At 74.8% G+C, this 25,386-nt stretch carries 27 protein-coding genes and 2 riboswitches; of the genes, 13 read left to right on the top strand and 14 right to left on the bottom strand.

All coding sequences use genetic code 11. The features are described from left to right. Positions 1 to 38: 38 nt before the first annotated feature. The 5 genes from ET526_RS01670 to ET526_RS01650 form a co-directional block, all read right to left on the bottom strand. Entirely contained in the window at positions 39 to 608 is a 570-nt protein-coding gene (locus tag ET526_RS01670) for an NUDIX hydrolase (protein ID WP_135465909.1), read from the bottom strand. Then, positions 605 to 3,505: an aminomethyl-transferring glycine dehydrogenase gene (gcvP, locus tag ET526_RS01665; protein WP_135465908.1), complete on the bottom strand. Its 2,901-nt coding sequence runs from the start codon at positions 3,503 to 3,505 to the stop codon at positions 605 to 607. Before gcvP ends, ET526_RS01670 begins: the two co-directional genes overlap by 4 nt. Next, positions 3,502 to 3,879, bottom strand: coding sequence for a glycine cleavage system protein GcvH (gene gcvH / locus ET526_RS01660; protein WP_135465907.1), 378 nt, complete (start codon positions 3,877 to 3,879; stop codon positions 3,502 to 3,504). The genes gcvP and gcvH overlap by 4 nt, the downstream gene beginning before the upstream one ends. A 16-nt stretch (positions 3,880 to 3,895) precedes the next feature. Further along, positions 3,896 to 5,017 (bottom strand): glycine cleavage system aminomethyltransferase GcvT, encoded by a 1,122-nt coding sequence (gene gcvT, locus ET526_RS01655; RefSeq protein ID WP_275668624.1) that lies wholly within the window; start codon positions 5,015 to 5,017, stop codon positions 3,896 to 3,898. A gap of 44 nt (positions 5,018 to 5,061) precedes the next feature. Next, positions 5,062 to 5,163: riboswitch (glycine riboswitch) on the bottom strand. Positions 5,164 to 5,166: 3 nt separating this feature from the next. Beyond that, positions 5,167 to 5,272, bottom strand: a riboswitch (glycine riboswitch). Positions 5,273 to 5,334: 62 nt separating this feature from the next. Further along, the gene (locus tag ET526_RS01650; RefSeq protein WP_135465906.1) at positions 5,335 to 5,883 is read right to left on the bottom strand and encodes a hypothetical protein; all 549 of its coding nucleotides are present in this window, start codon (positions 5,881 to 5,883) and stop codon (positions 5,335 to 5,337) included. Positions 5,884 to 6,039: 156 nt separating this feature from the next. Between ET526_RS01650 and ispH the strand changes: the two genes are divergently transcribed. Then, the gene (gene ispH / locus ET526_RS01645) at positions 6,040 to 7,011 is read left to right on the top strand and encodes a 4-hydroxy-3-methylbut-2-enyl diphosphate reductase (protein WP_135465905.1); all 972 of its coding nucleotides are present in this window, start codon (positions 6,040 to 6,042) and stop codon (positions 7,009 to 7,011) included. Between the two features lie 23 nt (positions 7,012 to 7,034). Here the strand turns inward: ispH and ET526_RS01640 are convergent, their stop codons facing one another. Both ET526_RS01640 and ET526_RS21645 read right to left on the bottom strand, forming a co-directional pair. Next, complete coding sequence (locus ET526_RS01640; RefSeq protein WP_158295455.1) at positions 7,035 to 8,228, bottom strand: MFS transporter; 1,194 nt, start codon at positions 8,226 to 8,228, stop codon at positions 7,035 to 7,037. A 140-nt stretch (positions 8,229 to 8,368) separates the two neighbouring features. Then, positions 8,369 to 8,701: a DUF1127 domain-containing protein gene (locus ET526_RS21645; RefSeq protein WP_204623441.1), complete on the bottom strand. Its 333-nt coding sequence runs from the start codon at positions 8,699 to 8,701 to the stop codon at positions 8,369 to 8,371. Between the two features lie 226 nt (positions 8,702 to 8,927). Between ET526_RS21645 and ET526_RS01630 the strand changes: the two genes are divergently transcribed. The 5 genes from ET526_RS01630 to ET526_RS01610 all read left to right on the top strand — a co-directional run bounded on the left by ET526_RS01630 (position 8,928) and on the right by ET526_RS01610 (position 14,352). Beyond that, on the top strand, positions 8,928 to 10,697 hold the full coding sequence (locus tag ET526_RS01630) for an aminopeptidase P family protein (protein WP_135465903.1): 1,770 nt from the start codon (positions 8,928 to 8,930) through the stop codon (positions 10,695 to 10,697). Positions 10,698 to 10,723: 26 nt separating this feature from the next. After that, positions 10,724 to 11,485 (top strand): lipase family protein, encoded by a 762-nt coding sequence (locus ET526_RS01625; protein ID WP_135465902.1) that lies wholly within the window; start codon positions 10,724 to 10,726, stop codon positions 11,483 to 11,485. Between the two features lie 168 nt (positions 11,486 to 11,653). Continuing rightward, on the top strand, positions 11,654 to 11,965 hold the full coding sequence (locus ET526_RS01620; RefSeq protein ID WP_135465901.1) for a putative quinol monooxygenase: 312 nt from the start codon (positions 11,654 to 11,656) through the stop codon (positions 11,963 to 11,965). A 14-nt stretch (positions 11,966 to 11,979) separates the two neighbouring features. Beyond that, positions 11,980 to 13,572 carry a GMC family oxidoreductase gene (locus ET526_RS01615; RefSeq protein WP_135465900.1) on the top strand — a complete coding sequence of 531 codons (1,593 nt, stop codon included), beginning with the start codon at positions 11,980 to 11,982 and terminating at the stop codon, positions 13,570 to 13,572. Positions 13,573 to 13,596: 24 nt separating this feature from the next. Then, positions 13,597 to 14,352, top strand: a complete 756-nt coding sequence (locus tag ET526_RS01610) for an SIR2 family NAD-dependent protein deacylase (RefSeq protein ID WP_135465899.1) — start codon at positions 13,597 to 13,599, stop codon at positions 14,350 to 14,352. 6 nt (positions 14,353 to 14,358) lie between these two features. Here the strand turns inward: ET526_RS01610 and ET526_RS01605 are convergent, their stop codons facing one another. From ET526_RS01605 to ET526_RS01590, 4 genes are read right to left on the bottom strand one after another with little or no spacing between them, the layout of a single operon-like run. Further along, a complete protein-coding gene (locus ET526_RS01605) occupies positions 14,359 to 15,120 on the bottom strand; it encodes an alkylmercury lyase family protein (protein WP_135465898.1) in 762 nt (253 codons plus the stop codon). Further along, positions 15,117 to 15,878, bottom strand: a complete 762-nt coding sequence (locus ET526_RS01600) for an ABC transporter permease (RefSeq protein WP_204623440.1) — start codon at positions 15,876 to 15,878, stop codon at positions 15,117 to 15,119. Before ET526_RS01600 ends, ET526_RS01605 begins: the two co-directional genes overlap by 4 nt. Beyond that, positions 15,878 to 16,648, bottom strand: a complete 771-nt coding sequence (locus ET526_RS01595) for an ABC transporter ATP-binding protein (protein WP_204623439.1) — start codon at positions 16,646 to 16,648, stop codon at positions 15,878 to 15,880. The genes ET526_RS01600 and ET526_RS01595 overlap by 1 nt, the downstream gene beginning before the upstream one ends. Next, a complete protein-coding gene (locus ET526_RS01590; protein ID WP_135465897.1) occupies positions 16,645 to 17,685 on the bottom strand; it encodes an ABC transporter substrate-binding protein in 1,041 nt (346 codons plus the stop codon). The genes ET526_RS01595 and ET526_RS01590 overlap by 4 nt, the downstream gene beginning before the upstream one ends. Before the next feature lie 233 nt (positions 17,686 to 17,918). Here ET526_RS01590 and ET526_RS01585 point away from each other — a divergent pair, with 233 nt between their 5' ends. The 6 genes from ET526_RS01585 (at position 17,919) to ET526_RS01560 (ending at position 22,947) form a co-directional block, all read left to right on the top strand. Further along, a complete protein-coding gene (locus ET526_RS01585) occupies positions 17,919 to 18,230 on the top strand; it encodes an HU family DNA-binding protein (protein ID WP_135465896.1) in 312 nt (103 codons plus the stop codon). A 163-nt stretch (positions 18,231 to 18,393) separates the two neighbouring features. Then, entirely contained in the window at positions 18,394 to 19,629 is a 1,236-nt protein-coding gene (locus ET526_RS01580; RefSeq protein ID WP_135465895.1) for an ABC transporter substrate-binding protein, read from the top strand. Beyond that, on the top strand, positions 19,626 to 20,426 hold the full coding sequence (locus ET526_RS01575; protein WP_135465894.1) for an ABC transporter ATP-binding protein: 801 nt from the start codon (positions 19,626 to 19,628) through the stop codon (positions 20,424 to 20,426). The genes ET526_RS01580 and ET526_RS01575 overlap by 4 nt, the downstream gene beginning before the upstream one ends. Continuing rightward, complete coding sequence (locus ET526_RS01570; RefSeq protein ID WP_135465893.1) at positions 20,423 to 21,127, top strand: ABC transporter ATP-binding protein; 705 nt, start codon at positions 20,423 to 20,425, stop codon at positions 21,125 to 21,127. Before ET526_RS01575 ends, ET526_RS01570 begins: the two co-directional genes overlap by 4 nt. Before the next feature lie 6 nt (positions 21,128 to 21,133). After that, entirely contained in the window at positions 21,134 to 22,018 is an 885-nt protein-coding gene (locus tag ET526_RS01565) for a branched-chain amino acid ABC transporter permease (protein ID WP_135465892.1), read from the top strand. Continuing rightward, complete coding sequence (locus ET526_RS01560) at positions 22,018 to 22,947, top strand: branched-chain amino acid ABC transporter permease (RefSeq protein WP_135465891.1); 930 nt, start codon at positions 22,018 to 22,020, stop codon at positions 22,945 to 22,947. The genes ET526_RS01565 and ET526_RS01560 overlap by 1 nt, the downstream gene beginning before the upstream one ends. Before the next feature lie 15 nt (positions 22,948 to 22,962). Here the strand turns inward: ET526_RS01560 and ET526_RS01555 are convergent, their stop codons facing one another. From ET526_RS01555 to ET526_RS01545, 3 genes are all read right to left on the bottom strand, one after another. Continuing rightward, on the bottom strand, positions 22,963 to 23,355 hold the full coding sequence (locus ET526_RS01555; RefSeq protein WP_135465890.1) for a hypothetical protein: 393 nt from the start codon (positions 23,353 to 23,355) through the stop codon (positions 22,963 to 22,965). A gap of 9 nt (positions 23,356 to 23,364) precedes the next feature. Then, the gene (gene moaA / locus ET526_RS01550; protein ID WP_135465889.1) at positions 23,365 to 24,357 is read right to left on the bottom strand and encodes a GTP 3',8-cyclase MoaA; all 993 of its coding nucleotides are present in this window, start codon (positions 24,355 to 24,357) and stop codon (positions 23,365 to 23,367) included. Between the two features lie 95 nt (positions 24,358 to 24,452). Then, a complete protein-coding gene (locus ET526_RS01545; protein WP_204623448.1) occupies positions 24,453 to 24,608 on the bottom strand; it encodes a DUF3553 domain-containing protein in 156 nt (51 codons plus the stop codon). Between the two features lie 111 nt (positions 24,609 to 24,719). Here ET526_RS01545 and ET526_RS01540 point away from each other — a divergent pair, with 111 nt between their 5' ends. Then, positions 24,720 to 25,340, top strand: a complete 621-nt coding sequence (locus tag ET526_RS01540; RefSeq protein WP_135465887.1) for a histidine phosphotransferase family protein — start codon at positions 24,720 to 24,722, stop codon at positions 25,338 to 25,340. Positions 25,341 to 25,386: the final 46 nt, after the last annotated feature.

The following is a 25,386-nucleotide window of genomic DNA, read 5'->3' as shown; positions in this document are numbered from 1 at the left end:
GCGGCTGGCCGGGGCGGCGGACTGCCGCCCCGGCACCGTCAGAACCGGATCCGGCCCGCCTGCCGCAGCGCCAGGAGCAGCCCGCCGACATGCCCGGCATGGCCGAGCAGGCCGCCCTCCAGCCCGGCGAGGACCGCCGCCAGCGGGTGGAGTTCCACCGCGATCTCCTCGCCGGGGCCGAGGCGCTGCGGCCGCGCCGGCGCGGCGCCGAGGGCGAGCAGGAAGTGGATGCGGTTCGTCGCGTGCGCGGGCTCCGGCGACAGCGCCGCCACGGGGTGCCATTCGGCGGCGTCGAAGCCGGTCTCCTCCAGCAGCTCGCGCCGCCCGGCGGCGAGGGGATCGGCCTCACCTGGCTCCATCGCCCCGCCCGGCAGCTCCAGCATCGCCGCCCCGGCGCCCGGGCGGAACTGGCGCACCAGCACCAGCCGGTCCGCCGCGTCCAGCGCGACCACATGCACCCAGTCGGGCCAGTCCAGCATGTACCAGGGGTCGAGGCGCAGGCCCACGCCCGTCTCCCAGGCCTCGGCGCGGAGATGGATCCAGCGGTCGCGGACCAGGGTGCGCGCGCCGGCGCGGCGCCAGGGCCGCACCGGCGCGGGGGGCGTCATTCCGCCGCCCGGAGCTGCATGCGCTGCGCGTAGTCCTCGAGCGGCGCGCAGGTGCAGACCAGGTTGCGGTCGCCATGGACGTTGTCCACGCGCTTCACCGGCGGCCAGTACTTGTGCGCGCGCACGAAAGGCAGCGGGAAGGCGGCCTGCTCGCGCGGGTAGGGATGCGTCCATTCCGCGGCGGCGATCTCCGCCGCGGTGTGGGGCGCGTTCTTCAGCGGGTTGTCGGCCCTGTCCATGCGGCCCTGCTCCACCGCGCGGATCTCGGCGCGGATGGCGATCATCGCCTCGATGAAGCGGTCGAGCTCGGCCTTGGGCTCGCTCTCGGTCGGCTCCACCATCAGCGTGCCGGCGACCGGCCAGGACATGGTCGGCGCGTGGAAGCCGTAATCCTGCAGCCGCTTGGCGATGTCCTCGACCAGCACGCCGCCGCCCTGCTGGAAGCCGCGGCAGTCGAGGATGCACTCATGCGCCACCATGCCGCGCGCGCCCCTGTAGAGCACGGGGTAGTGCCCCTCCAGCCGCCGGGCGATGTAGTTGGCGGAGAGGATCGCCACCTGGGTGGCGCGCGTCAGCCCCTCCGCGCCCATCATGCGGATGTAGGCGTAGCTGATGGGCAGGATGAGGGCGCTGCCGAAGGGCGCGGCGCTGACCGGGCCGTAGCCGGTGGCGGGCCCCGCCTCGGGCAGCAGCGGGTGGTTCGGCAGATGCGGCGCGAGATGCGCGGCGACGCCGATCGGCCCCACGCCGGGACCGCCCCCGCCATGCGGGATGCAGAAGGTCTTGTGCAGGTTGAGGTGGCAGACATCGGCGCCGATCGCCGCCGGCGAGGTGAGCCCCACCTGCGCGTTCATGTTGGCGCCGTCCATGTAGACCTGCCCGCCATGACGGTGCACCAGGTCGCAGATCTCGCGGATCCGCTCCTCGAACACGCCGTGGGTGGAGGGGTAGGTCACCATCAGCGCCGCCAGCCGCCCGGCATGCTGCGCGGCCTTCGCCTCCAGGTCGGCGAGGTCCACGTTGCCGTCGCGGTCGCAGCCGACCACGACCACCTTCATCCCCGCCATCACCGCCGAGGCCGGGTTGGTGCCGTGCGCGGAGGAGGGGATCAGGCAGACGTCGCGGTGCCCCTCCCCGCGCGCCCGGTGCCAGGCGCGGATCGCCAGCAGCCCGGCGAGCTCGCCCTGGCTGCCGGCGTTCGGCTGCAGCGACACGGCGGCGAAGCCGGTGACGGCGCAGAGCCAGGCTTCGAGCCTGCGGATCATCTCGATGTAGCCCTCGGCCTGGTCCGCCGGGGCGAAGGGATGGATGTCGGCGAAGCCCGGGAAGGTGATCGGGATCATCTCCGCCGTGGCGTTCAGCTTCATCGTGCAGGAACCGAGCGGGATCATGCTGCGGTTCAGCGCGATGTCCTTCTCCTCCAGGCGGCGGAGGTAGCGGAGCATCGCGTGCTCGCTGTGGTGGCTGTTGAACACCTCGGCGGTGAGGAAGGCGCTGCGGCGCTCCAGCGCCGCCGGGATGCCGCCCTCGGGGGCGATCCCCTCGAGCGCGCCCCCGCCCAGGATCTCCGCCAGCGCGGCGAGCTCGGCGCGCGTCACCGTCTCGTCCAGCGCGATGCCGACGCAGCCCTGGTCCACGCGGCGCAGGTTGAAGCCGCGCGCGAGCGCCGCGCGCATCAGCGCCTCGGCCTTCTCCCCCGCCTCGACGGCGATGGTGTCGAAGAAGGCGCCGTGGCGCAGCGCGAAGCCGCCGCGCCGCGCCGCGCCGGCCAGCAGCCGCGCCTGCAGGCTGACGCGCCGCGCGATGCGCTTCAGCCCCTCCGGTCCGTGCCACACCGCGTACATGCCGGCCATCACGGCGAGCAGCACCTGCGCGGTGCAGATGTTGGAGGTCGCCTTCTCGCGCCTTATGTGCTGCTCGCGCGTCTGCAGCGCGAGGCGCATCGCGGGCGCGCCGGCGGCATCCACCGAGACGCCGACCAGCCGCCCCGGCAGCAGCCGCTTCAGCCCGTCCTTCACCGCCATGTAGGCGGCGTGCGGGCCGCCATAGCCGAGCGGCACGCCGAAGCGCTGCGTGCTGCCCACCACCACATCGGCGCCCATCTCGCCCGGCGGCGTCAGCAGGCAGAGGGAGAGCGGGTCGGCGGCGACGATGGCGAGCGCCCCTTCCGCCTGCGCCGCGGCGATCTCGGGCGCGAGGTCGCGCACCTCGCCGGTGGTGCCGGGATATTGCAGCAGCACCGCGAAGGGTTTCTGGTCGCTGGCGGCTGCCGCGATCTCCGCGGGCGGGACCACGAGCACGCGGATGCCGACCGGCTCGGCCCGCACGCGCACCACGGCCAGGGTCTGCGGGTGCAGGTCGGCGGCCGCGAGCAGCACCGCGCCCTTGCCCTTGTGCGCGGCGTGCGCCAGCGCCACCGCCTCGGCCGCCGCCGTGCCCTCGTCGAGCAGCGAGGCGTTGGCGACCGGCAGGCCGGCCAGCTCCGCCACCAAGGTCTGGAAGTTGACCAGCGCCTCCAGCCGCCCCTGCGCGATCTCCGCCTGGTAGGGGGTGTAGGCGGTGTACCAGCCGGGATTCTCCAGCACGTTGCGCAGGATCACCGGCGGCACGTGGGTGCCGTGGTAGCCGAGGCCGATGAGCGACTTGACGCGGCGGTTGCGCTCGGACAGCGCGCGCAGCTCCGCCACCGCCTCGTCCTGGGTGGCGGGCGGCGGCAGGGCGGAAAGGTCCGCGCCCCGGATCGCTGCCGGCACGGTGCGGGCGCAGAGCTCGTCAAGGCTGGCGCAGCCGACCACCTCCAGCATCTCCGCCACCTCGGCCTCGGAGGGGCCGATGTGGCGGCGGATGAACTCGCCATGGTCCTCGAGCGCGTGCAGCGCGCGCAGCGCCTCGCTCACGACTGGCTCTCCACGAAGGCGGCGTAGGCGGCCGCGTCCATCAGCCCGGCGACCTCGGCGGGGTCCTTCGGCGCGATGCGGAAGAACCAGCCCTCGCCGGTCGGCTCGCGGTTGACCAGGCCGGGATCCTCGGCGAGGCGGGCATTGGTCTCCACCACCCGCCCGGCGACCGGGGCGTAGACGTCGGAGGCGGCCTTCACGCTCTCGACCACGGCGCAGGCCTCGCCGGCGGCGACCTCGCGCCCGAGCTCCGGCAGGTCCACGAAGACCACGTCGCCGAGCGCGTTCTGCGCGTGGTCGGTGATGCCCACGGTGGCGACCTCGCCCTCGAGGCGCACCCATTCATGGTCCTTGGTGAATCGCAGCTCGGTCATCGGGGCGGGTCTCCGGTCAGCGGGCGTAGCGGTGGGGGACGAAGGGCAGGGGGACGGTGCGCGCCGGCAGGGGCCTGCCGCGCACCAGCAGGGTCAGCGCGGTGCCGTCCGCGGCATGGGGGCGGGCGACGTAGCCCATGGCCATGGGCCCGCCGAGGGAGGGGCCGAAGCCGCCCGAGGTCACCTCGCCCACCACCGTGTCCCCGTCCTGGATCGGGGTGCCGGCGCGGGCGGGCTGGCGCCCCTCCGGGCGGAGGCCGACGCGCAGGCGCCGCGCCCCGTTGGCGAGTTCCTCGCGCACCCGCTCGGCGCCGGGGAAGTCCCAGGCCATGCGGCGGCGCTTGCCGATGGTCCAGGTCAGCGCCGCCTCCACCGGGCTCGTCGTCTCGTCGATGTCGCTGCCGTAGAGGCAGAGCCCCGCCTCCAGCCGGAGCGAGTCGCGGGCGCCGAGGCCGGCAGGCCGCACGCCGGGCCGCGCCAGCAGGGCGCGCGCCAGCTCCTCCGCCCGCTCGGCGGGGATGCTGATCTCGAACCCGTCCTCGCCGGTGTAGCCGGAGCGCGAGACCAGGGCGGGGATGCCGCCGAGCGCCGTCTCGGCGACGCCGAGGAAGGAGAGCGCGCCGAGGTCGGGCGCGAGCGGCGCCACCGCCTCGGCGGCCTTCGGCCCCTGCAGCGCCACCAGCGCGCGGTCGGGCAGGCGGCGCAGGCGCACCCCGGCGGGCAGCGCCGCCTCGATGAGGGCGAAATCCTCCTCCTTGCGGCTGGCGTTCACCACCAGGTGCAGCCGGTCGCCGAGGTTGGCGACCATGACGTCGTCGAAGATGCCGCCGGCCATGGTGGTGAGCAGGCCGTAGCGCTGCCGGCCCGGCTTCAGCCCCTGCACGTCGGCCGGCGTCAGCCGCTCCAGCGCTGCGGCCGCGCCGTCGCCCACCAGCTCCGCCTGGCCCATGTGGGAGACGTCGAACAGGGCGGCGGCGGCGCGGCAGTGCAGGTGCTCGGCCATGATGCCGTCCGGGTACTGCACCGGCATCGCATAACCCGCGAAGGGCACCATGCGCGCGCCGAGCGCGCGGTGCAGGGCGGCGAGCGGCGTCTCTTGCAGGGGCTGGTCCTGGGGGGGCTGGTCCTGGGCGGCCACGGCTGCTCCCTGCCGCGATGGCGGCGGTTCGGATCCGTGGCCCCCCTCTGTCCCATGACCTGAGAGATTCGGCCCCGCCCGGGGTGCGGGCGGCCGGGCCTTACTCCGTCGGTGCCGGCGCCTGGCGGCGCCGGGCTTTCCAGAGGTCCCTTCCCCGCGCGGCCCTTCTGCCTGAGCGTTTCCGGGGGCCGGTTGCGCCTTCGGCGGCGGCCATGCGGGCAGGGCGCCCCGGCCGCTCTCTCCCGCGCGGGATCAGCGGGATGGCCCGGTCTAGCCCGCGCCCCTCTCCGGCGCAACGGTCTTCGCGGCCCGCCCGCTCAGCGCGGGCCGCGGCGGCGGTTCAGCGCCAGCTCCTCCTCGGTGAGTTGGAAGAAGACCAGCACGCGGTAGTCCTGCACCCGCCGCTCCCCGGTCGCGGGAAGGGTGATGGTGACGCGCCGCCCCTCGATCTCGGCGCGGATCTGGTTCGGGCCGAACACCACCCGCTCCACGAAGCGCTGCGGGCGGCCGATCGGCTCCTCGGTGCGGTCGTCCACCACCGCCACCGTCCAGGGCAGGTCCACCACGCGCCCCTGCGCCGCCGCGCCGCGCTCCACGGTGAAGCTCGGGCTCAAATCCATCTCCACCGCGCGGTCGCGGCGGCCGGCGCGGCACCCCCCGCGCAGCCCGGCCAGGCGGGCGTCGAACTCGAGCGTGGTCAGGTCGCGCACCGGTCCCGGCCGGTGGCGGGTGAGGTCCGCCGCATCGGCCAGGATGGCCGGGGTGGGGCAGGCGATCGGCACCCCGCCCGTCTGCCCGCCGGCGCATCCCGCCAGCAGCGCCGCCGCCCCGAGGACCAGACCGCCCTGCTTGCCCATTCGTTCCATGCCCTTCCCTGGTTCCCTGCCGGGCCGCGCCCGTCGCGCGCCCCTCCGTCCCGGCGGCGGCGTGGCACGAAACCGCGCGATGCGATAGTACTGCGCCGCAGTAGGAGCGCCCCCTCCGCCCGCGCGGCGCGATGGCCCGAAGCCGGAAGGCACCCGATGGACCAGACCCCCAGCCCGGCCGCGGCCGCGAGGCCCCGGCTGAACGTCCTGCTCGCCGGCCCGCGCGGCTTCTGCGCCGGCGTGGACCGCGCGATCAAGATCGTCGAGGAGGCGATCCGCCGCTACGGCGCCCCCGTCTATGTCCGGCACGAGATCGTGCACAACCGTTTCGTGGTCGAGCGGCTGGAGCGCCAGGGCGCCGTCTTCGTCGAGGAGCTGGACGAGGTGCCGGATGATGCGCCGGTGGTGTTCAGCGCCCATGGCGTGCCGAAATCCGTGCCCAGGGAGGCGGAGCGGCGCAAGCTCTTCTACCTGGACGCCACCTGCCCCCTGGTCAGCAAGGTGCACCGGGAGGCCGAGCACCATTTCGCCCGCGGCCGCCACATCCTGCTGATCGGCCATGCCGGCCATCCGGAGGTGATCGGCACCATGGGCCAGCTTCCCGAGGGCGCGGTGACCCTGGTGGAGGACGAGGCGCAGGCGCGCGACGTCGCGGTGCCGGAGGACCGGCCGCTCGCCTTCATCACCCAGACGACCCTTTCGGTGGACGATACCGCCGGCATCGTCGCCGCCCTGCGCGCGCGCTTCCCCGGCATCCACGCCCCCGCGAAGGAGGACATCTGCTACGCCACCACGAACCGCCAGGCGGCGGTGAAGGCGATCGCGCCGCGGGTGGCGCTGATGGTGGTGGTGGGCGCCCCCAACTCCTCCAACTCGCTGCGGCTGGTGGAGGTGGCGGAGCGGGCCGGCTGCCCGCGGGCGGTGATGGTGCAGCGCGGGCGCGACCTCGACCCCGGCATCGCCGAGGGGCTCGGCGCCATCGGCGTCACCGCCGGCGCCAGCGCGCCGGAGGTGCTGGTGGAGGAGGTGCTGGCCCGTCTCGCCGAGCGCTTCGAGCTGGCGATCGAGGAGGTGGTGGTGGCCGAGGAGCGCATCACCTTCAAGCTGCCGGCGGCGCTGCAGGCCTGACGCCCGGCGGGCGGGCCGCCGCGTCAGGCCAGCGCCCGCGCCGGCGGGCGCGTCGCCCAGTTCGCCGCCGTCGCCGCCAGGCCGACCGCGATCATCACCGGCCAGAAGGCGTCGTAGCTGCCCGCCCGCTCCAGCAGCAGGGCGCCGGCGGCGGTGCCGAGGAAGCCGCCGATCTGGTGCGACAGGAAGCACACGCCGTAGAGGGCGCCGAGATCCTGCACCCCGAAGCGGCGCGCGATCGCCGCGCTGGTCAGCGGGATGGTGCCGAGCCAGACGAAGCCCATCACCGCGGCGAAGACCAGCGTGCCGCCGTAGCTCGGCGGCGCCAGCACGTAGGCGGCGATGGCGGCGCTGCGCAGCAGGTAGATCCAGCCCAGCGCCAGCTCCGGGCGGACGTGGTTGCTCACGCGCCCGCACAGCCAGCTTCCGGGGATGTTGAACAGCCCGATCGTCATCAGCGCCATGGCGCCGAGCTCCATCGGCAGGCCGCAGAGCTGGATGTGCGAGGGCAGGTGCAGGGTCAGGAAGCCGAGCTGGAAGCCGCAGGCGAAGAAGCCGGCGGTGAGCAGGGCGTAGTCCCGCTCGCCGAGCGCCCTGCGCGCGAGACCCGGCAGGCCGGCGAGGCCGGTCGGCGCCGGCCCGCCGGTGCGCGCCGGCGCCCGCCACTCCACGCCGCGGGCCACCGGCAGGATCACCAGCACGGAGAGGGCGAGGATGCCGAGCGTCGCCACTGCGCCGACGCCGCCGATCAGGCTCTGCGCCAGCGGCACCATCGCCGCCTGGCCGAGCGAGCCGCCGGCGCTCGCCAGCCCGATCATCTCGCCGCGCCTCTCCGGCGGCACCGCGCGCCCCACCGCGGCCAGCGCCGCGCCGGTGCCGGTGCAGGCGACGCCGAGCCCGGTCAGGACGCCGATGCCGAACAGGATGGTGGCGGGGTGCGGGACCAGCGCCGCGAGGCCGAGCCCGGCCGCGAGCAGCACCGCGCCCCCCGCCATCACCCGCCCGGCGCCGTGCCGGTCCGCGACGGCACCGGAAAGGGGCTGGCCCAGGCCCCAGACCAGGTTGTGGATGGCGACCGCGGTGCCGAGCCAGACCGGCGACAGCCCCTCCTCCGCCGCCAGCGGCAGCAGGAACAGGCCGAAGGTCTGCCTCACGCCCAGGGCGAGGCTGATGGAGGCGGCCGCGGCGGCAACCACGGCCCAGAGGGCGGCTGGCATCGGGCCATCAGAGTCGAGGGAAGCGGGATGGGCAAATGCCGGCTGCGCCGACCCTGTCATGCGCCGCGTGAGGGGCCGGGGCGCGCCCGGCCCCGGGGCTCACGCGGGCGGCCCGCGCATCCGGGCACGGGCCGCGGGCCTCAGGCGGCGGCGCGGGCGGGTCGGGGAGCCGGCCGGGCGGACCGCTCCGGCGGCTCCTCCGCCGCCTCGGCGAGGCGGGCGATGTCGAAGCGGGAGAGGCCGATATCGGCCAGCTCGCGGTCCGACAGCGCGCTCAGCTCGGCGATGGTGCACTGCCGGCGGTACCAGGCGCCGAGGCGCCGGGCGAGCCCGGCCACCGCGTCCATCGCGGCGAGCAGGGCGTCCTGCAGCCGCAGCACGGCGAGGAACAGGTTCTCCGGCCGGCCGGCGTCGAGGCCGTGCAGCCGGGGGAGAAGGCGGGCAAGCTCCGCCTTGGTGATACGGGCGTCCATGGCTAGCGTTCCAGCATCTGCCGCGCCGGTGCCTGGGCGGCGGCCGGGGCGGGCGGCGCGGGTCCCGTCCGGACCGGGCTCCGGGCCGGATCGTGCCCGCGCTGCGCATCTATGAGATAGGCGCGGGAACGATCCGGTCCCCGTGCGAAGGGCGAGGCATTGCCATGCGCCTGAAGCATGACTTTCTGTGGATGCATGTTTTCTTGAAAATGGAGGCCCGCCTGCCGTGACGCCCGCCGAACGCCTCGCCGCCCTCCGCGCCGAACTGGCCCGCGCCGGGGTGGACGGCTTCCTCGTCCCCCGCGCCGACGAGCATCTCGGCGAGTACGTCCCCCCCTCCGCCGAGCGCCTCGCCTGGCTCACCGGCTTCACCGGCAGCGCCGGCCTCGCCGTGGTGCTGGCGGATCGTGCCGCGGTGTTCACGGATGGGCGCTACACCACCCAGCTCGCGCAGCAGACCGACCCGGCGCTGTGGGAGCGCCGGCACATCACCGAGGAGCCGCCCGCCGGGTGGCTGAGGCAGCACGCCGCCGGCAGGCGGATCGGCTACGACCCCTGGCTGCACCCGGAGGCGGGGCTGAAGCGGCTGGCCGAGGCGGGCGTGACCCTGGTCCCGCTGCCCGCCAACCCGCTCGACGCCATCTGGACCGACCGTCCCGCCCCGCCCATGGCCCCCGCCCGGCCCCACCCCCTGGAATACGCCGGCAGGCCGGCCGAGGAGAAGCGGGCCGAGACCGCCGCCGCGCTGCGCGAGGCCGGGCAGGATGCGGCGGTGCTGGCGGATGCGCATTCCATCGCCTGGCTGCTGAACATCCGCGGCGGCGACCTCGCGCACACGCCGCTGGTGCTCGGCTTCGCCCTGCTCCGCGCCGACGGCACGGCGGAGCTGTTCGTTGAGCCGGGCAAGGTGCCCCCCGAGACGCGCGCCCACCTCGGCAACGCGGTGATGGTGCGCCCGCGCGCCGATCTGCCCGCCGCGCTGCGCGCCCTGGCCGGGCGGCGCGTGCGCGTGGACCCGGAGGCGACGCCGGCCTGGTTCGCCGAGACCCTGCGCGAGGCCGGGGCGGAGGTGGTGGAGGGCGAGGATCCCTGCCGCCTGCCGCGCGCCTGCAAGAACCCCGTCGAGCAGGCGGGCGCCCGCGCCGCGCACGCCCGCGACGCCGTGGCCCTGGCCCGCTTCCTCGCCTGGTTCGCGCAGGAGGCGCCGCGGGGCGGCCTGACCGAGATCGCCGCCGCCGGGCGCCTGCTCGGCTTCCGGCGCGAGGTGGCGCTGTTCCGCGCCGAGAGCTTCCCCGCCATCAGCGGCGCCGGCGAGCACGGCGCCATCGTCCACTACCGCGCCACGCCGGAGAGCGACCGGCCGATCCGGCCCGACGAGTGCTACCTGATCGATTCCGGTGCCCAGTACCTGGACGGCACCACCGACGTCACCCGCACCCTCTGGACCGGGCCGGGCGAGGCGCCGGCCCCGCTGCGCGCCCGCTACACCGCGGTGCTGCGCGGGCACATCGCGCTGGCGACGCTGCGCTTCCCGAAGGGCGTCGCCGGGCCGCACCTCGACGCCGTCGCCCGCCGCCCGCTGTGGGAGATGGGGCTCGACTACGATCACGGCACCGGCCACGGCGTCGGCAGCTACCTCTCCGTGCACGAGGGGCCGGCGGCCTTCAGCCGGACGGCGAAGCCGGTGCCGCTGGCGCCGGGCATGATCCTCTCCGACGAGCCGGGCTTCTACCTGCCGGGCCGCTATGGCATCCGCATCGAGAACCTGCTGCTGGTGCGCGAGGCGCCGGAGCAGCCCGACCAGACCAAGCCCTTCCTGGAGTTCGAGACCCTCACCCTCGCCCCCTACGAGCGGCGGCTGGTCGAGCCCACCCTGCTGACCGCGGCCGAGCGCGCCTGGGTGGATGCCTACCACGCGCGGGTGCTGGAAGCGGTCGCCCCGCGCTGCGATGCCGCCACCGCCTCCTGGCTGCGCGAGGCCTGCGCGCCCCTGTGACGGAGGCGCCGGCAGGGGAGGAGGGGGTGCGCGCCTGGCTCGCCGGGCGGCCGGCGCTGCTCGCCTACGGGCTGATCGGCGAGGCGACGGCGCGGCTGCGCCGCCTCGGCGTGGACTACATGGGGGCGCAGCAGGACTGGCTGCGCGCCATGGGCGCCGTGCCGGAGGTGGTGCGGGTGCCGACCGCGGCGCCGGTCGCCGCCAACGCGACACGGCTGCGCGCGGCGCTGCTGGCGGTGCCGCGGCCGGCGCTGCTGTTCGCGCACAGCAAGGGCGGGCTGGAGGCGCTGGCGGCGCTGACGGATCCGGAGGCGGCCTCGCGCTGCGCCGCCTTCATCGCCTTCCAGTCGCCCTTCCTCGGCACGCCGGTGGCCGATGCGGTGCTGCGCCGGCGGCCGCTGCACGCGCTGGCGCTTGGCTGGATGCGTCTGCTCGGCTGCGGCGACGGGGCGGGCGTTCCGGACCTCACCACCGCCGCCCGCGCCCTCTGGATGGAGGAGCACGCCGCGGAGGTGGCGGCGCTGCTGCGGCGCCTGCCGGTGGTGACGGCGGCGACGGTGCTGGACCCGTCGGCGGCGCGGGGGAGGGACCGCGCCTACGCGGTCGCCGCCGCGCGGCTGTGGCGCCTGGCGGGGCCGAATGACGGGCTGGTGCCGCTCGCCTCCGCCCTGCTGCCCGGCGCGCGGCACATGGTGGAGCGGGGCGGGCATGTCGCCCTGGTCGCCTCGGGCGGCGGGCGCGACCCGGTCGGGGCGCTGCGCCGGGCACTCCGCCTGGCGCTGGGGTGAGCGCCAGGCCGCCTTACGCCCCGCGGCGCGATCCGCTGCGGCGGGGCTTGGCGCCACCCCGCGGCAGCTGCTCCGGCCCCTCGATGGGCGGGCATCGTCACCCGCCCGGGTGATTCCGCCTGAACGGGATCTGCCCTAGCATCGGCCGCGCACACCGGAGGGACGCCCATGATCCACGTCATCGCCATCATCACCGCCAAGCCCGGCATGCGCGAGGAGGTGCTGAAGGCGTTCCGCGCCAACATGCCCGCGGTGCACGCCGAGAAGGGCTGCATCGAGTACGGCCCGGCCGTGGACGCGGAGGGCATGGGCCGCTTCCAGACCCCCTTCGGCCCCGACACCTTCGTGGTGATCGAGAAGTGGGAGAGCGCGGAGGCGCTGAAGGCCCATGCCGCGGCGCCGCACATGGCGGAGTACGCCGCGAAGACCAAGGACATGATCGAGAAGCGCGTCATCCACGTGCTGACGCCGGCCGCCTGACCCGGGCGGCGGGGATGGAGACGGACTACCTGGTGATCGGCGCCGGCTCCGCCGGCTGCGTCGTCGCCAGCCGCCTCAGCGAGACCGGGGCGCGGGTGACGCTGCTCGAGGCCGGGCCGCGCGACTGGCTGCCCTGGATCCACATCCCCGCCGGCGTGCTGCGGCTGGTCCGCAACCCGCGCGTCAACTGGAACTACGCGACCGAACCCGAGCCGGGCAGCGGCGGCCGCGCCATCCACTGGCCGCGCGGGCGCGTGCTCGGCGGATCGAGCTCCATCAACGGCATGCTCTACGTGCGCGGCAACCGGGCCGATTTCGACCTGTGGGCGCAGATGGGCTGCCGCGGCTGGAGCTATGACGAGGTGCTGCCCTTCTTCCGCCGCTCGGAGCACTACGCGAAGGGCGACCCCGCCTGGCGCGGCCGGGGCGGGGTGCTGCGCGTCGAGGATTACCGCACCATCCTGCCGCTCACCCACCGCTTCGTCGAGGCGGCGCAGCAGGCGGGCCACGTCTTCCGCGAGGACCTGAACGGGCCGGAGCAGGAGGGCGTCGGCTACTCGCAGATGACGCGCAACGGCCGCTTCCGCGGCTCCACCGCGCGCACCTTCCTCGCCGCGGCGCGGGGGCGGGCGAATCTGCGCGTGGTGACCGGGGCGCAGGCGACGCGGCTGCTGTTCGAGGGGCGGCGCTGCGTCGGCGCCGCCTTCCGCCAGGGCGAGCGGATCCGCGAGATTCGAGCCGCGCGCGAGGTGGTGCTGAGCGGCGGGGCGGTGAACTCGCCGCACCTGCTGCAGCTCTCCGGCATCGGCCCGGCGGAGCATCTGCGCGCGCTCGGCATCGCGGTGGTGCACGATGCGCCGCAGGTCGGCCGGAACCTGCAGGACCATTACGTCGCCCGCGTGCAGCACCGGGTGCGCGACGCCGTCTCCACCAACCAGCTCGCCCGCGGATGGAGGCTGGCGCGGGAGGTCGCGCGCTTCGCTTTCGCCGGGCGCGGCGCGCTCACCTTCGGCGTCACCACCGCACAGGTCTTCTGCCGCTCGCGCGAGGGGCTGGCGAGCCCGGACCTGCAGCTCCTGTTCACGCCGGCGAGCTACGACGCGCTGCAATTCGGCGTGCTGGAGCGGGAGCCTGGCATGACGGTCGCCGTCTGCCCGGTGCGGCCGGACAGCCGCGGCACCATCATGGCCCGCTCCCCGGATCCGCTGGAGAAGCCGGAGATCCGGCCGAACTACCTCGCCGCGCGCTCGGACCGGGAGGTGCTGGCCGCCGGCATCCGCCTGACGCGCGCGATCCTCGCCGCGCCAGCCATCGCCCGCCACAGCGTGGCCGAGACCGCGCCGGGGCCGGGGGTGACCTCTGAGGAGGCGCTGCACGACTACGCGCGCCGCCACGGCACCACGCTCTATCACCCGGTCGGCACCTGCCGCATGGGCGAGGATCCGGCGAGCGTGGTGGATTCCCGCCTGCGCGTGCGCGGCGTGTGCGGGCTGCGGGTGGTGGACGCCTCGGTGATGCCGACGCTGACCACGGGCAACACCAACGCGCCGACGATCATGATCGCCGAGAAGGGCGCGGCGATGATCCGGGAGGACGCCGCCGCCTGAGCCCAGGAGGAGGGGACGGAGCGCATGGACCAGGAACGGGAGGTGGCGGCGCTGCGCCGCATGATCGCGGAGGCGCGGCGCGGCGTGGTCTTCACCGGGGCGGGCATCAGCACCGAATCCGGCATCCCCGACTTCCGCAGCCCGACCGGCATCTGGGCGCAGATGCGGCCGATCTACTTCCACGAATACGTCGCCTCGCGCGAGGCGCGGCGCGAGGCCTGGCGGCGGAAATTCGCCAGCGAGCCGGTGATGCGCGCCGCCGAGCCGAACCGCGGCCACCGCGCCGTGGCGCGGCTGGTGCGCGAGGGCAGGGTCTCCGCCGTCATCACCCAGAACATAGACGGGCTGCACCAGGCCTCCGGCATCCCGGAGGAGAAGGTGATCGAGCTGCACGGCAACGGCACCTACGCGCACTGCCTGGACTGCCGGCGCCGCTACGAGATCGACGACCTGCGCGCGGCGTTCGAGCGCGAGGGCGATGTGCACGACTGCCATGCCTGCGGCGGGCTGATCAAGACCGCCACCATCAGCTTCGGCCAGGCGATGCCGGAGGCGGCGATGCGGCGCGCCGAGACGGAGATCCTGGCCGCGGATCTCTGCATCGTCCTCGGCTCCTCGCTCGTCGTCTATCCGGCCGCCGGCTTCCCGGAGATGGCGAAGCGCAACGGGGCGCGGCTGGTGATCGTGAACAACGAGGAGACGGGGCTCGACGACATCGCCGACCTGGTGATCCACCGCGGCATCGGCGACGTCATGGGCGGCGCGGTCGGGGTGAATTGAGGCCCGCTACCCCGGAGCCAGCATCGGCACGAACAGCGCCATGCCGAGCTGGTGCGCCGCGCCGATCGCGAGGCGGTGCCCCGGCGCGTCCGGTCCGGCCCGCTGCCGCCAGGCGTCGAGATGCGCCTCGGAGCAGAAGAACAGCTTGAGCGCGCAGCCCGAGGTGGCGGCGCAGCCCCCCGCGTAGCGGATGCCGCACCAGACGACGGCGCCCTCGGGCGCCACCGCCGCCAGCGCCCGGCCGCGCGCCGCGATGCGGATGCGGATCGGGGCGCCGCATGCGGCGCAGGCGGAGTCCACCCGCGACTCGAGGCCGAGCATGGCGCCGGCGCCGAGCGCGTCGATGGCGCAGAGCGCGAAGACCGGCCGCGCCGCGACCCCGAGCGCCACGCGGTGCGGCGTCTCCCAGGCGGAGAAGGGATAGGCGGCGGAGACCTCGCCCGAGGCGTCCTGCACCAGCAGGTCGCGCCGCCGCAGCGCCGCCAGATGCTCCGCCACCTCGGGCGCGGAGAGGCCCGCCTCCCCGGCCAGCGTCGCCGTCGCCGGCGCCCGCCCGGTGGCGGCGAAGCCGCGCAGCACCGCCTGCCACAGGCGGTCCTCGGCCGGGGAGAGGCCGGCCCATTTCTCCCGCCGCCCGGCCACCGCCATGCTCTCGGCGAGGGCGGCGCGGGCGGCCGGGTCGGTCACCAGCGACCAGTCCGGCATGCGCACGCCGGGGCGGAGGGGGAAGTCCTCGCCCTCCGCGAAGCCTGCCGCCGCCGCGCTCACCGGTGCCGCCAGCGCAGCAGGCGCCGCTCCAGCGCCTCGGAGAGCATGAACAGCACCAGCACGAAGGCCATGATCATCACCACCAGGGCGAGGCTCAGGCTGGCGTTGTAGGTGCTCTGGGCGAATTGCAGCAGGTAGCCGAGGCCGCGGGCGGAGGCGACGAACTCCCCCACCACCGCGCCGGTGAAGGCGAAGCCCACCGCCACCTTCAGGTTGCCCATCACCCAGGCGGTGACCGAGGGGATGTAGACCTCGCGCACCAGCACGGCGCGGCCGCCGCCGAGCGTCCTGACGCGCTCCACCAGGCGCTGGTCCACCTCCTTCACCCCGCCATAGACGGCGAAGAACACCAGCACCGCCACCAGCACCGTCGCCAGCGCCACCTTCGAGCCGAGGTCGATGCCGAGCCAGATGACGAAGAGCGGCGCCAGGATCACGCGCGGGATGGCGTTGAGCAGCATCATCACCGGCTCGAGCAGGTCGGCGAGCGGGCGCACCAGCGCCGCGGCGAAGCCGAGCGCCACGCCGATCGCAAGCCCGGCGCCGAGGCCGAGAAGCGCCGCGGTGAAGGTCGCCTGCAGGTGCGGCCAGATGCTGCCGTCGAGGAACAGCCCGGCGCCGACCAGCGCCACCTCGCTTGGCGTCGAGAAGTAGAGCGGGTCGAGCAGCCCGGCGCGGCCGGCGAGCTCCCACAACGCAATCAGCAGCGACAGGGCGATCAGGCGGCGGATCCAGAGGCGGTCGAGGAAGGCGCGCATCAGGCCGCCTCCTCCAGCCGCGCCGGCGCGCCTTCCGTCTCCCCGGCGAGGTCGCGCCAGAGCTGGCGCAGCAGCGGCGCGAAGGCCGGGTGGCCGCGCGCCGCCAGCAGGTCGCGCGGGCGCGGGATCGGCACCCTGCGGCTGGCGAGGATGCGCGCCCGCGGGCCGTTGGAGAGCACGTGCACCACGTCGGAGACGGAGAGCGCCTCCTCGAGGTCGTGCGTGACCAGCAGCACGGAGATGCGCTCGCGCTCCACCAGCGAGAGCAGGTCCTGGGTGATGCGCGTGCGCACGATGGCGTCGAGCGCCGCGAAGGGCTCGTCCATCAGCAGCAGCCGCGGGCGCAGCACCAGCACCTGCGCGATCGCCACCCGCTTGCGCTGCCCGCCCGAGAGCTGGCGCGGATAGCGCCCGCCGAGCCCCTTGAGCCCGAGCCGCTCCAGCCAGGCATCGGCCTGGGCCAGCGCCTCGGCCTTCGGCGTGCCGCGGATGACCAGGCCGAGGGCGGCGTTCTCCCGCGCCGTGCGCCAGGGCAGCAGCGCGTCGTCCTGGAACAGGAAGCCGATCTCCTCCGGCCCCGTGCGCAGGTCGATCAGCCCGGACTGGCGCTGCTGCAGCCCGACGATGGCGCGCAGCACGCTGGTCTTGCCCGAGCCGGAAGGCCCGACGAGGCTGGCGAACTCCCCGGCGCCGAGCGCGAGGTCGAGGTCGGCCAGGACCGGCTCGCCCCCGTAGCCGAGGCTCAGATTCTCGATGCGAAGCAAATTCATCCCTCCAGCACGGCCCGGTCGAGCAGGACCGGCAACTCGACCTCCCTCTGCAGCACCCCGGCGACGCGCTGCGCCACCTCGACCCGCCGCGCGGCCTCGGTGTCGATGCGCACATCCTCGGGGTAGAGCGACTCGCGGTGGCGCTCCAGGATCACGCCGAGGCGTCCCCAGTCGCCGCCGGCGACGAGCTCCCGCGGCAGGGCGGCGACCACCTCCTCCACCGGCAGGGCGCGGGTGTCGCGCAGCCCGGCGGCGAGGGCGCGGGCGAGGCGGCGCATCTCCTCCAGCCGGCGCTCGCGCTCTGCCGCGCGGTAGGCGACGCCCATGAACTCGAAGGCGCCGCCGAGCATGCTGCGGGCGTGGCCGAGGTCCATGGCGTTGAACAGCACCTTGCCGCCCGCCTCCTGCACCAGGGTCAGCGCCGGCTCCTGCACCATGCCGGCCTCCACCTGGCCGCGGCGCAGCGCCTCGAACAGGTTGGTGCCGATGGCGGCGAAGCGCGCGCGCCCGGGGTCGGCGCCGGCCTGACGCATCAGGTAGAGCAGCAGCACGTGGTCGGCGTTGCCGAGGGCGGAGACGCCGAGCGTCCGCCCCTCCAGCGCCTTCACGTCGGCGATCTGCTGCGCCGTGCGCGGCGCGGTGACGAGCGCGAAGAGCGGCAGCCGGCCCGTGGAGGCGAAGCGGCGGATCTGCGCGCCGTTGGCGAAGGCCTGCAGCGCGACGTCGAAGGAGGTGCCGGCATAGTCCACCGCGCCGCCGACCAGCGCCTGCATCGCCTGGTTGCCGCCGCGGGTGTAGACCAGCTCGATCTCGAAGCCCTGCTCGCGGAAATGCCCGCGCTCCCGCGCCACCTCGTAGGGCACGACGCAGAGGAGCTGGCCGCAGAAGGCGAGGCGGAGGCGCTGGGCGCCCTGGGCCTGCGCCGGCGTGGCCAGCGCCAGCCCGCCTGCGGCGGCGGCCGCGCCCTTCAGCGCCGTGCGGCGGTCGAGCCCGGAGCGCGGCGCCTCCCCGCCCCCGATCGTCAGGCAGCAATCCATCCGTGAAATCCTCCACCGGCGCCCGGATGCGGCATTAGAAAAGGATTTTCCTCGCCGGCGGCAATATCCCCGCGAACAAAAGCATGGAATTATGTTTCTGGGGCTTTTTGGAGAATTGCTTTCTTTCCGCCCGGGGTGGCGGCGGGATCATCCGCCTCCCCACGGTTGGGGATGCGCACTGACATGGGCCGTGGCTCGGGCTATGGGGGCGGCGCTGCGTAGGGAGAACGCGCATGTCGAAGAAGTTCCTCACCGAGGTGATCGTACAGGCGACCGAGATGCCCGCGGTCGCCGCCAACCGCCTGGCCGGCGAGCTGATCGAGGCGATCAAGCGCGAGATCGTCGAGACCGGCCGCTTCACCCTGCCCGAGTTCGGCGCCTTCATCGTGCGCGAGACCCCGAAGCGCACCGCGCTCAACCCGCGCACCGGCGAGAAGGTCGCCGTCAAGGCCGGCGCCACCGTCCGCTTCAAGGCCAGCCCCGCCCTCAAGGAGGCCGCCCTTGCCGGGCTGAAGAAGGCGAGGCGCAAGGCCGGCAGCAAGTAGGCGGCCGGAGGCGGGGGTGCGCGGGCCGCCTCCGCGGTCCCCGCCCCGGGCGCCGTCCGCGCCGCTTGGTGCGGCGCTGGAAGAACTTATCTGAAGGCGGCCGCGCATTGCCCGCTTGCGGAACGGCGCGGCGTCGGAGAAGACGGCACCGGGAGGCCTCGTCATGATCCATTCCACCATCGGCCGGCGCGCCGCCCTTGCCCTGGGCGCCGCCACCCTCATCCTGCCCCGCCCCGGCCGCGCGCAGGGCGAGGCGGTGCGCATCGGCGCCATCCTGTCCGCCTCGGGCGGCCTCGCCGCCTTCGTGCCGCCGATCCGCGCCGGGATCGCGCTCGCGCTCGAGGAGATCAACGCCGCGGGCGGCGTGCTGAACGGCCGCCGGCTCCAGCTCGTGGAGGCGGACGACCAGACCAATCCGCAGGTCGGCGTGACGGTGGCCACCCGCCTCGTGCAGGCCGACAATGTTGCCGCCATCATCGGGCCCATGGCCTCCGGCATCACCATCGCCGTCGCCAACGCCGTGACCATCCCGGCCGGCGTGCCCATCATCTCGCCCTCCGCGACCGCGCCCGCGATCAGCGCGCTGCAGGACAACGACACGGTGTTCCGCACCGCCGTCCCCGACGGGCTGCAGGGCCAGGTGCTCGGGCGGGTGACGCGCGAGCGCGGCATCGAGCGCGTGGCGGTGATGGCGATCAACAACGACTACGGCCGCGGCCTCTCCGCCGCCTTCGCCGAGGCCTTCCGCGGCCATGGCGGCACGGTCACCGCCACGCAGAATTTCGAGGAGAACCGCCCCTCCTACCGTGCCGAGCTGCAGACGCTCGCTGGCCGCGGCAGTCCGCAGGCGCTGATGCTGGTCGGCTACCCGGCCTCGGGCGGCAACACCATCCTCCGCAACTCCATCGAGAACGGGTTCTTCAACCGCTTCGTGCTGACCGACGGCATGCGCGACCAGTCCGTGGTGGAGGCGGTGGGGGCGCGGGCGCTGCAGGGCAGCTTCGGCACCGCCCCGGGCACTGCCGCCGCGCCCGAGCAGCGCCGGAAGTACGAGGAGGCCTTCCGTCGCGCCAACCCGAACCTCGACCCGGGCGCGGCCTTCGTCGCCCAGGCCTATGACGCCGCCTATGTGATCGCGCTCGCCATCCAGCGCGCCGGCGCGCCGGATCGCGCCGCCATCCGCGGCGCGCTGCGCGAGGTGGCGAACGCGCCGGGGGAGGTGGTGGGGCCCGGCGAGTTCGCCCGCGCGCGCGACCTGCTCGCCCAGGGCCAGGCCGTCAACTACGAAGGCGCCTCCGGCCCGATCGAGTTCAACCAGCAGGGCGACGCCCAGGGCCGCATCGAGGTCTGGGAGGTGCAGGACGGCCGCATCACCGTCGTCGCCAACCTGGCGGAGTGAGCGGCGCGGCGACAGCGCCGGCCGCGCTCGCGGCGGAGGGGCTGACCAAGCGCTTCGGGGGCTTCACCGCCCTCGACGGCGTCTCGCTCGCGGTGCCGGAGGGCTCGATCACCGGGCTGATCGGGCCGAACGGCGCGGGCAAGTCCACCTTCTTCGCCACCGTGGCCGGCTTCCTCCGCCCCGATGGCGGGCGGGTGTGGCTGCGCGGACAGGAAGTGACCGGCGCGCCCCCCTGGCGGCTGCACCGCGCCGGGCTGGCCCGCACCTTCCAGATCCCGCGCCTGTTCGGGCGGCTGACGGTGGCGGAGAACCTCGCCGTCGCCGCGCCGGACCAGCCGGGCGAGCGCCTGCCCCGCCCCTGGTTCGCGCGGCGCCGCATCCGCGAGGAGGAGCGCGCGCTGCGCGCCCGCGTCATGGCGGTGCTGGAGCGGCTGAACCTGGCGCGCCACGCCGACGCCCCGGCCACGGCGCTGTCCGGCGGGCAGAAGAAGCTGGTCGAGCTCGGCCGCGCCCTGATGAGCGGGGCGAGCCTGATCCTGCTCGACGAGCCCGCGGCGGGGGTGAACCGCACCCTCCTGCGCGAGATCGCCGCCACCATCGCCCGGCTGAACCGCGAGGACGGCATCACCTTCCTCGTCATCGAGCACGACCTCGACCTGGTGGCCGAGCTCTGCCACCCCGTCCACTGCATGGCGGAGGGGCGCGTCATCGCCAGCGGCAGCATGGCGGAGGTGCGCGCCGACCCGACGGTGGCCGAGGCCTATCTCGGCATGGCGCTGGAGCCCGACGCGTCATGAGCCTGCTCGAGGCGCGGGGCGTGGTCGGCGGCTACGGCGAGGCGGACATCCTGCACGGCGTGGACCTGACGGTGGCGCCCGGGCAGGTGGTGGTCGTCATCGGCCCCAACGGCGCCGGCAAGAGCACGCTGATGAAGGCGGTCGCCGGCCTCGTGCGGGTGCGCCAGGGCAGCATCCGCTTCGGCGGCGAGGAGATCGCCAACCGCCCGGCGGAGGGGATGGTGGCGCGCGGCCTCGCCTACGTGCCGCAGGAGCGCAACGTCTTCCCCTCCCTGACCGTGGAGGAGAACCTGGCGATGGGCGCCTTCGTCCGCCCCGCCGCCGTGGCGGAGGGGATCGCGCGCGTGCACGCGATCTTCCCCGAGCTGCGCGAGAAGCGCCGCGTGCCCGCCGGCAGCCTCTCCGGCGGGCAGCGGCAGATGGTCGCGGTCGGGCGCGCGCTGATGCTGGAGCCGCGGCTGATCATGCTGGACGAGCCGACGGCCGGCCTCTCGCCGCGCTTCTGCGGGCTGATCTTCGACAAGGTGCGCGAGATCGCGGCGGGCGGCACGGCGGTGCTGATGGTGGAGCAGAACGCGCGCCCCGCGCTCGCCATCGCCGATCGCGGCGTGGTGCTGGCGATGGGCCGCAACCGGGCGGAGGATGCGGGGCCGGCGCTGCTCGCCAACCCCGAGATCGGCCGGCTGTTCCTCGGGGGCTGAGGGCGCGTGCTGGAACTCCTCAACTTCTACCTGATCCCCGGCCTGGTGCTCGGGGCCATCTACGCCCTCGCCGCGGCGGGGGTGTCGCTGGTCTACGGCGTCATGCGCTTCGCCAATTTCATGCATGGCGACATGATGACCTGGGGCGCCTATGCGGCGCTGGTGGCGGTGCTGGCGCTCGGCATCAGCCCCTGGGTGGCGCTGCCCTTCGCGGTGGCGGCGACGATCCCCGTCGCCTGGGCGGCGGATGCGGCCTTCTTCGGGCGGCTGCGCCGCGCCGCGCCGGCGGTGCTGCTGATCTCGAGCTTCGGCGCGGCGCTGATGATCCGCGCCGTGGTCTACTTCGTCTTCGGCCCGACGCCGCAGAATTACGGGCAGGGGCTGGTGCCGCCGCTGCTGTTCGGCGAGGTGCGCATCCAGCAGCGCCACCTGTTCATCCTGGCCGGCGCAGCGCTGGCGGCGCTGGCGCTGCACCTGCTGCTCGCGCGCACCCGCGCCGGGCGGGCGATGCGCGCCATGGCGGACGACCCGGACCTCGCGCGCGTCACCGGCGTGCCGGTGGCCGGCGTGATCCGCCTCACCTGGGCGGTGGCGGCGGCGCTGGCGGCGATCGCCGGCACCTTCCTTGCGATCGACACCGAGCTGACGCCGATGCTCGGTTTCAACGTGCTGCTCGCCGCCTTCGCCGCGGCGATCCTGGGCGGCATCGGCCGGCCCTGGGGCGCGGCGCTGGGCGGGCTGCTGCTGGGGCTGGCCGAGGAGCTTTCCTCCTACCCCTTCCTGGCCGGGGAGCCGCTGCTGCAGCCCGCCTACAAGACCGCGGTCGCCTTCGCCGTGCTGGTGCTGGTGCTGATCTTCCGCCCGCAGGGGCTGTTCCGGGGAATGGGCTGATGGAGCCGTTCGCGCTCTACTTCGCCACCATCCTGACGCTGGCCGGGATCTACGCCGCGCTGACGCTCGGGCTGAACCTGCAGTGGGGGCTGACGGGGCTGATGAATTTCGGCCCGCTCGCCTTCGTCGCGGTCGGCGCCTACACCTCGGCGATCCTGACCGTGGGGGGCAGCGCGCAGCATCTCGGCGGCTTCGGCTGGCCCTGGTGGCTGGCCTGGCCGCTGGCGGCGCTGGCCGGCGCGCTGCTGGCGCTGCCGATCGGCGCCATCAGCCTGCGGCTGCGTGCCGACTACCTGGCGATCGCCACCATCGGCATCGCCGAGATCCTACGCCTCATCGTGCGCAACGAGGACTGGCTGACCGGCGGGCCGCTCGGCATCCCCGGCATCCCGCGCCCCTTCGAGGGGCTCGGCCTGCCCTGGGGGCAGTTCGCCTATCTCGCGCTGGTGGCGGCGGTGGTGGCCGGGCTCTACGCCATGGCGCAGGCGACGGCCCGCTCCCCCTTCGGCCGCACGCTGCGCGCCATCCGCGACGACGAGGAGGCGGCCAAGGCCGCGGGCAAGAACCCGGCCGCCTTCCGCCTGCAGGCCTTCGTGCTCGGCGCCGCCTGCATGGGGCTGGCCGGCGCGATGCTCGCGCATTTCTTCAAGTTCATGGGGCCGGACGCGCTGGACCCGGTGACCGCGACCTTCCTGGTCTGGGTGATGCTGATCGCCGGCGGGTCGGGCAACAACCTCGGCGCCATCCTCGGCGCCGTCGCCGTGTGGGCGCTGTGGGCGGCGACCGACTGGCTGGCGGGGCAGCTTCCGGGCGAGCTGGCGACGCGCGCGGCCTATGTGCGGCTGTTCCTGATCGGGCTCGCCCTGCAGCTCATCCTGCTCTACCGGCCGCAGGGGCTGATCGGCGAACGGCCGCCACGGCCGGCCTGAGGCCGCCGCCGCGGCTCAGCCCTGTCCGCGGCGGCCGGGCCAGTCGAGGCGCGGCTCCTCCCGCCGCCGCCCGCCCTCGGGCCAGGCGGCGGGGGGCGGAATGGGCGGCGTGACGCGGGGCGCCGGCTCCTCGGCGCGGCGGGGCGGGGGTGGCTCGACCCAGTCCTCCACCGCCGCGGCGCGGCGCGGCGTCTCGGTGAGGCGAAGCGAGAGGCTGCGGATCTCGGCCTGCAGCTCGTCGAGCTGCGCCTCGATCCCCTCCAGCCGGCCCTTCACGCCGAACACGGCGAAGGGCATCAGCAGGTAGGCGAGACCCGCCAGCATCAGCACCAGCAGGGCGAGCAGCCCGGTCCATTCCGGGAGGCCCGGCAGCGCCAGCCGCGCGGCGAGGTCCTGAAGCTGGCCCATGCCCCGCCCTCAGCCCCCCGTCACGCTCATGTGGCGGGCGAGCGCCGGGCGGTTGTGGCGGCGGTCGATGACGAAGTCATGGCCCCTCGGCTTGCGGGCGATCGCCTCCAGGATGGCCTCGCGCAGCCCCTCCTCGTCCACCGCGGGGTCGCGCAGCGGCCGGCGCAGGTCGGCTGCGTCCTCCTGGCCGAGGCACATGTAGAGGGTGCCGGTGCAGGTCAGGCGCACGCGGTTGCAGGATTCGCAGAAATTATGCGTCATCGGCGTGATGAAGCCGATGCGCCGCCCGGTCTCCCGCACCGTGTAGTAGCGGGCCGGTCCGCCGGTGCGGTAGTCGGTCTCCTCCAGCGTCCAGGACCGCTTCAGGCGCGAGCGGACGAGCGAGAGCGGCAGGTACTGCTCGGTCCGGTCGCCGCTGATCTCGCCGAGCGGCATGGTCTCGATCAGGCAGAGGTCGAAGCCATGCTCGCCGCACCAGGCGATCATGCGGTCGAATTCGTGTTCGTTCACGCCCTTGAGGGCGACGGCGTTGATCTTCACGGCGAGGCCGGCGGCCCTGGCGGCGAAGATGCCGTCCAGCGTCTGCTCGATCCGCCCCCAGCGGGTGATGGCGGTGAAGGTCGCGGGGTCGAGCGTGTCGAGGCTGACATTGACCCGCCGCACCCCCGCCGCGTGCAGCTCCCCGGCGAGCTTCGCGAGCTGGGTGCCGTTGGTGGTGACGGTCAGCTCCCTGAGCCCGCCGCCGCCCAGCCGGGCGCCGAGGCTGCGGAACAGCGAGATGACGTTGCGCCGGACCAGCGGCTCCCCCCCGGTCAGGCGGATCTTCTCCACGCCGAGGCCGATGAAGGCACCGCAGAGGCGGTCCAGCTCCTCGAGTGTCAGGATCTCCGCCTTGGGCAGGAAGGTCATGTCCTCCGCCATGCAGTAGACGCAGCGGAGGTCGCAGCGGTCGGTGACCGAGACGCGGAGATAGGTGATCCGCCGGCCGAACGGATCGAGCATGGACCGGGTCCCCCTGGGGCGATGCTGCGACGCAGGGCATTTGGTCCCCAACCCCGGCCGAGCGCAAGCCCTTGGAAGGGGTGGCGGCCATGCGCTCAGCCCCGGTCGGCCTCCACCACCTCGAGTTCCGCCACCGCGCCGTTGATCAGCACCTTGCCCGCGTGCTCGAAATTCACGGTGATCCGGTCGCCGATCACGGACTGCACCTGGCCCGTCCCCCAGTCGGGGCGGGCGGGAAGGCGGACGCGCATGCCGGGCTCGATGAGGCTTGGCACCGCCGTGGCTCGGTCCCCTGGCCGTGGTAACCATCCGATCAGGGGATCAGTCTAAGCCAGGGCGCTGCGTATGGAAGGGTGCCGCGCATGAGCCACGACCTGCCTCTCGCCCGCCTGCTCGCGGCCCGGCTGTGCCATGACCTCGGCGGGGCGGTCGCCGCGCTCGAGGGCACGCTGGCGCTGGTCGAGCCCGACGATCCGGCGACGCTCGACCTCGCGCGGGAGACGGCGGCGCTGCTCCGCCAGCGCCTGCGGCTCTACGCCGCGGCCTGGGGGGAGGCGGGGGAGGATCTCGACCGGGAGGGGCTGCTGGCGCTGCTGCAGGGCGCGCCCGCCGCGCCGAGGGTGCGGTTCGCGCTGGAGGCGCCGGCCCCGGGCGGCAGGCTGCCGGGCGCGCTCGTGCCCCTCGTGCTCAACGCCCTCCTGCTCGCGGCCGAGGCGCTGCCGCGCGGCGGCACCGCCCACCTCGCCGGCGACGCGGCGCGGGGGCTGACGGTGCGGCCGGAGGGGACCTCCGCCGCCTGGCCTTCGGGGCTCGTGGCGGCGCTTGCGGACGAGGCCCCGGCGGCCCTGCCGGAGGGCGGGCCACGGGCGGTGCTGGTGCCGCTGCTGCTGGCGCTGGCGCGGGCGGAGGGCTGGCGCCTCTCCCTCGGCCTGTCGGCCGCGCCGGAGGGCGGGTGCCCGCTGCTGCTGCTGGAGCCGGCCTGAGCCGCCCCCGGCGGGGTGCGCCGCTTTACCGAATCTTCGGACCCCT

It is taken from the genome of Crenalkalicoccus roseus (assembly GCF_004761865.1).
Lineage (GTDB): Bacteria > Pseudomonadota > Alphaproteobacteria > Acetobacterales > Acetobacteraceae > Crenalkalicoccus > Crenalkalicoccus roseus.
The sequence above is the reverse complement of the archived record's forward strand: the minus strand, read 5'-3'. Positions and strand labels throughout refer to the sequence as shown.

Bases quoted from the DNA above. Each gene is read 5' to 3' on its own strand.
- ET526_RS01585 (WP_135465896.1), top strand. From the start codon at position 17,919: ATGTCGAAGAAGTTCCTCACCGAGGTGATCGTACAGGCGACCGAGATG.
- ET526_RS01650 (WP_135465906.1), bottom strand. From the start codon at position 5,883: ATGGAACGAATGGGCAAGCAGGGCGGTCTGGTCCTCGGGGCGGCGGCG.
- ET526_RS01615 (WP_135465900.1), top strand. From the start codon at position 11,980: ATGGAGACGGACTACCTGGTGATCGGCGCCGGCTCCGCCGGCTGCGTC.
- ET526_RS01580 (WP_135465895.1), top strand. From the start codon at position 18,394: ATGATCCATTCCACCATCGGCCGGCGCGCCGCCCTTGCCCTGGGCGCC.
- ET526_RS01640 (WP_158295455.1), bottom strand. From the start codon at position 8,228: ATGCCAGCCGCCCTCTGGGCCGTGGTTGCCGCCGCGGCCGCCTCCATC.
- ET526_RS01570 (WP_135465893.1), top strand. From the start codon at position 20,423: ATGAGCCTGCTCGAGGCGCGGGGCGTGGTCGGCGGCTACGGCGAGGCG.
- ET526_RS01540 (WP_135465887.1), top strand. From the start codon at position 24,720: ATGAGCCACGACCTGCCTCTCGCCCGCCTGCTCGCGGCCCGGCTGTGC.
- ispH (WP_135465905.1), top strand. From the start codon at position 6,040: ATGGACCAGACCCCCAGCCCGGCCGCGGCCGCGAGGCCCCGGCTGAAC.
- ET526_RS01590 (WP_135465897.1), bottom strand. From the start codon at position 17,685: ATGGATTGCTGCCTGACGATCGGGGGCGGGGAGGCGCCGCGCTCCGGG.
- ET526_RS01555 (WP_135465890.1), bottom strand. From the start codon at position 23,355: ATGGGCCAGCTTCAGGACCTCGCCGCGCGGCTGGCGCTGCCGGGCCTC.
- ET526_RS01560 (WP_135465891.1), top strand. From the start codon at position 22,018: ATGGAGCCGTTCGCGCTCTACTTCGCCACCATCCTGACGCTGGCCGGG.
- ET526_RS01600 (WP_204623440.1), bottom strand. From the start codon at position 15,878: ATGCGCGCCTTCCTCGACCGCCTCTGGATCCGCCGCCTGATCGCCCTG.
- ET526_RS01670 (WP_135465909.1), bottom strand. From the start codon at position 608: ATGACGCCCCCCGCGCCGGTGCGGCCCTGGCGCCGCGCCGGCGCGCGC.
- ET526_RS01620 (WP_135465901.1), top strand. From the start codon at position 11,654: ATGATCCACGTCATCGCCATCATCACCGCCAAGCCCGGCATGCGCGAG.
- ET526_RS21645 (WP_204623441.1), bottom strand. From the start codon at position 8,701: ATGGACGCCCGTATCACCAAGGCGGAGCTTGCCCGCCTTCTCCCCCGG.
- ET526_RS01545 (WP_204623448.1), bottom strand. From the start codon at position 24,608: ATGCGCGTCCGCCTTCCCGCCCGCCCCGACTGGGGGACGGGCCAGGTG.
- moaA (WP_135465889.1), bottom strand. From the start codon at position 24,357: ATGCTCGATCCGTTCGGCCGGCGGATCACCTATCTCCGCGTCTCGGTC.
- ET526_RS01595 (WP_204623439.1), bottom strand. From the start codon at position 16,648: ATGAATTTGCTTCGCATCGAGAATCTGAGCCTCGGCTACGGGGGCGAG.
- gcvH (WP_135465907.1), bottom strand. From the start codon at position 3,879: ATGACCGAGCTGCGATTCACCAAGGACCATGAATGGGTGCGCCTCGAG.
- ET526_RS01610 (WP_135465899.1), top strand. From the start codon at position 13,597: ATGGACCAGGAACGGGAGGTGGCGGCGCTGCGCCGCATGATCGCGGAG.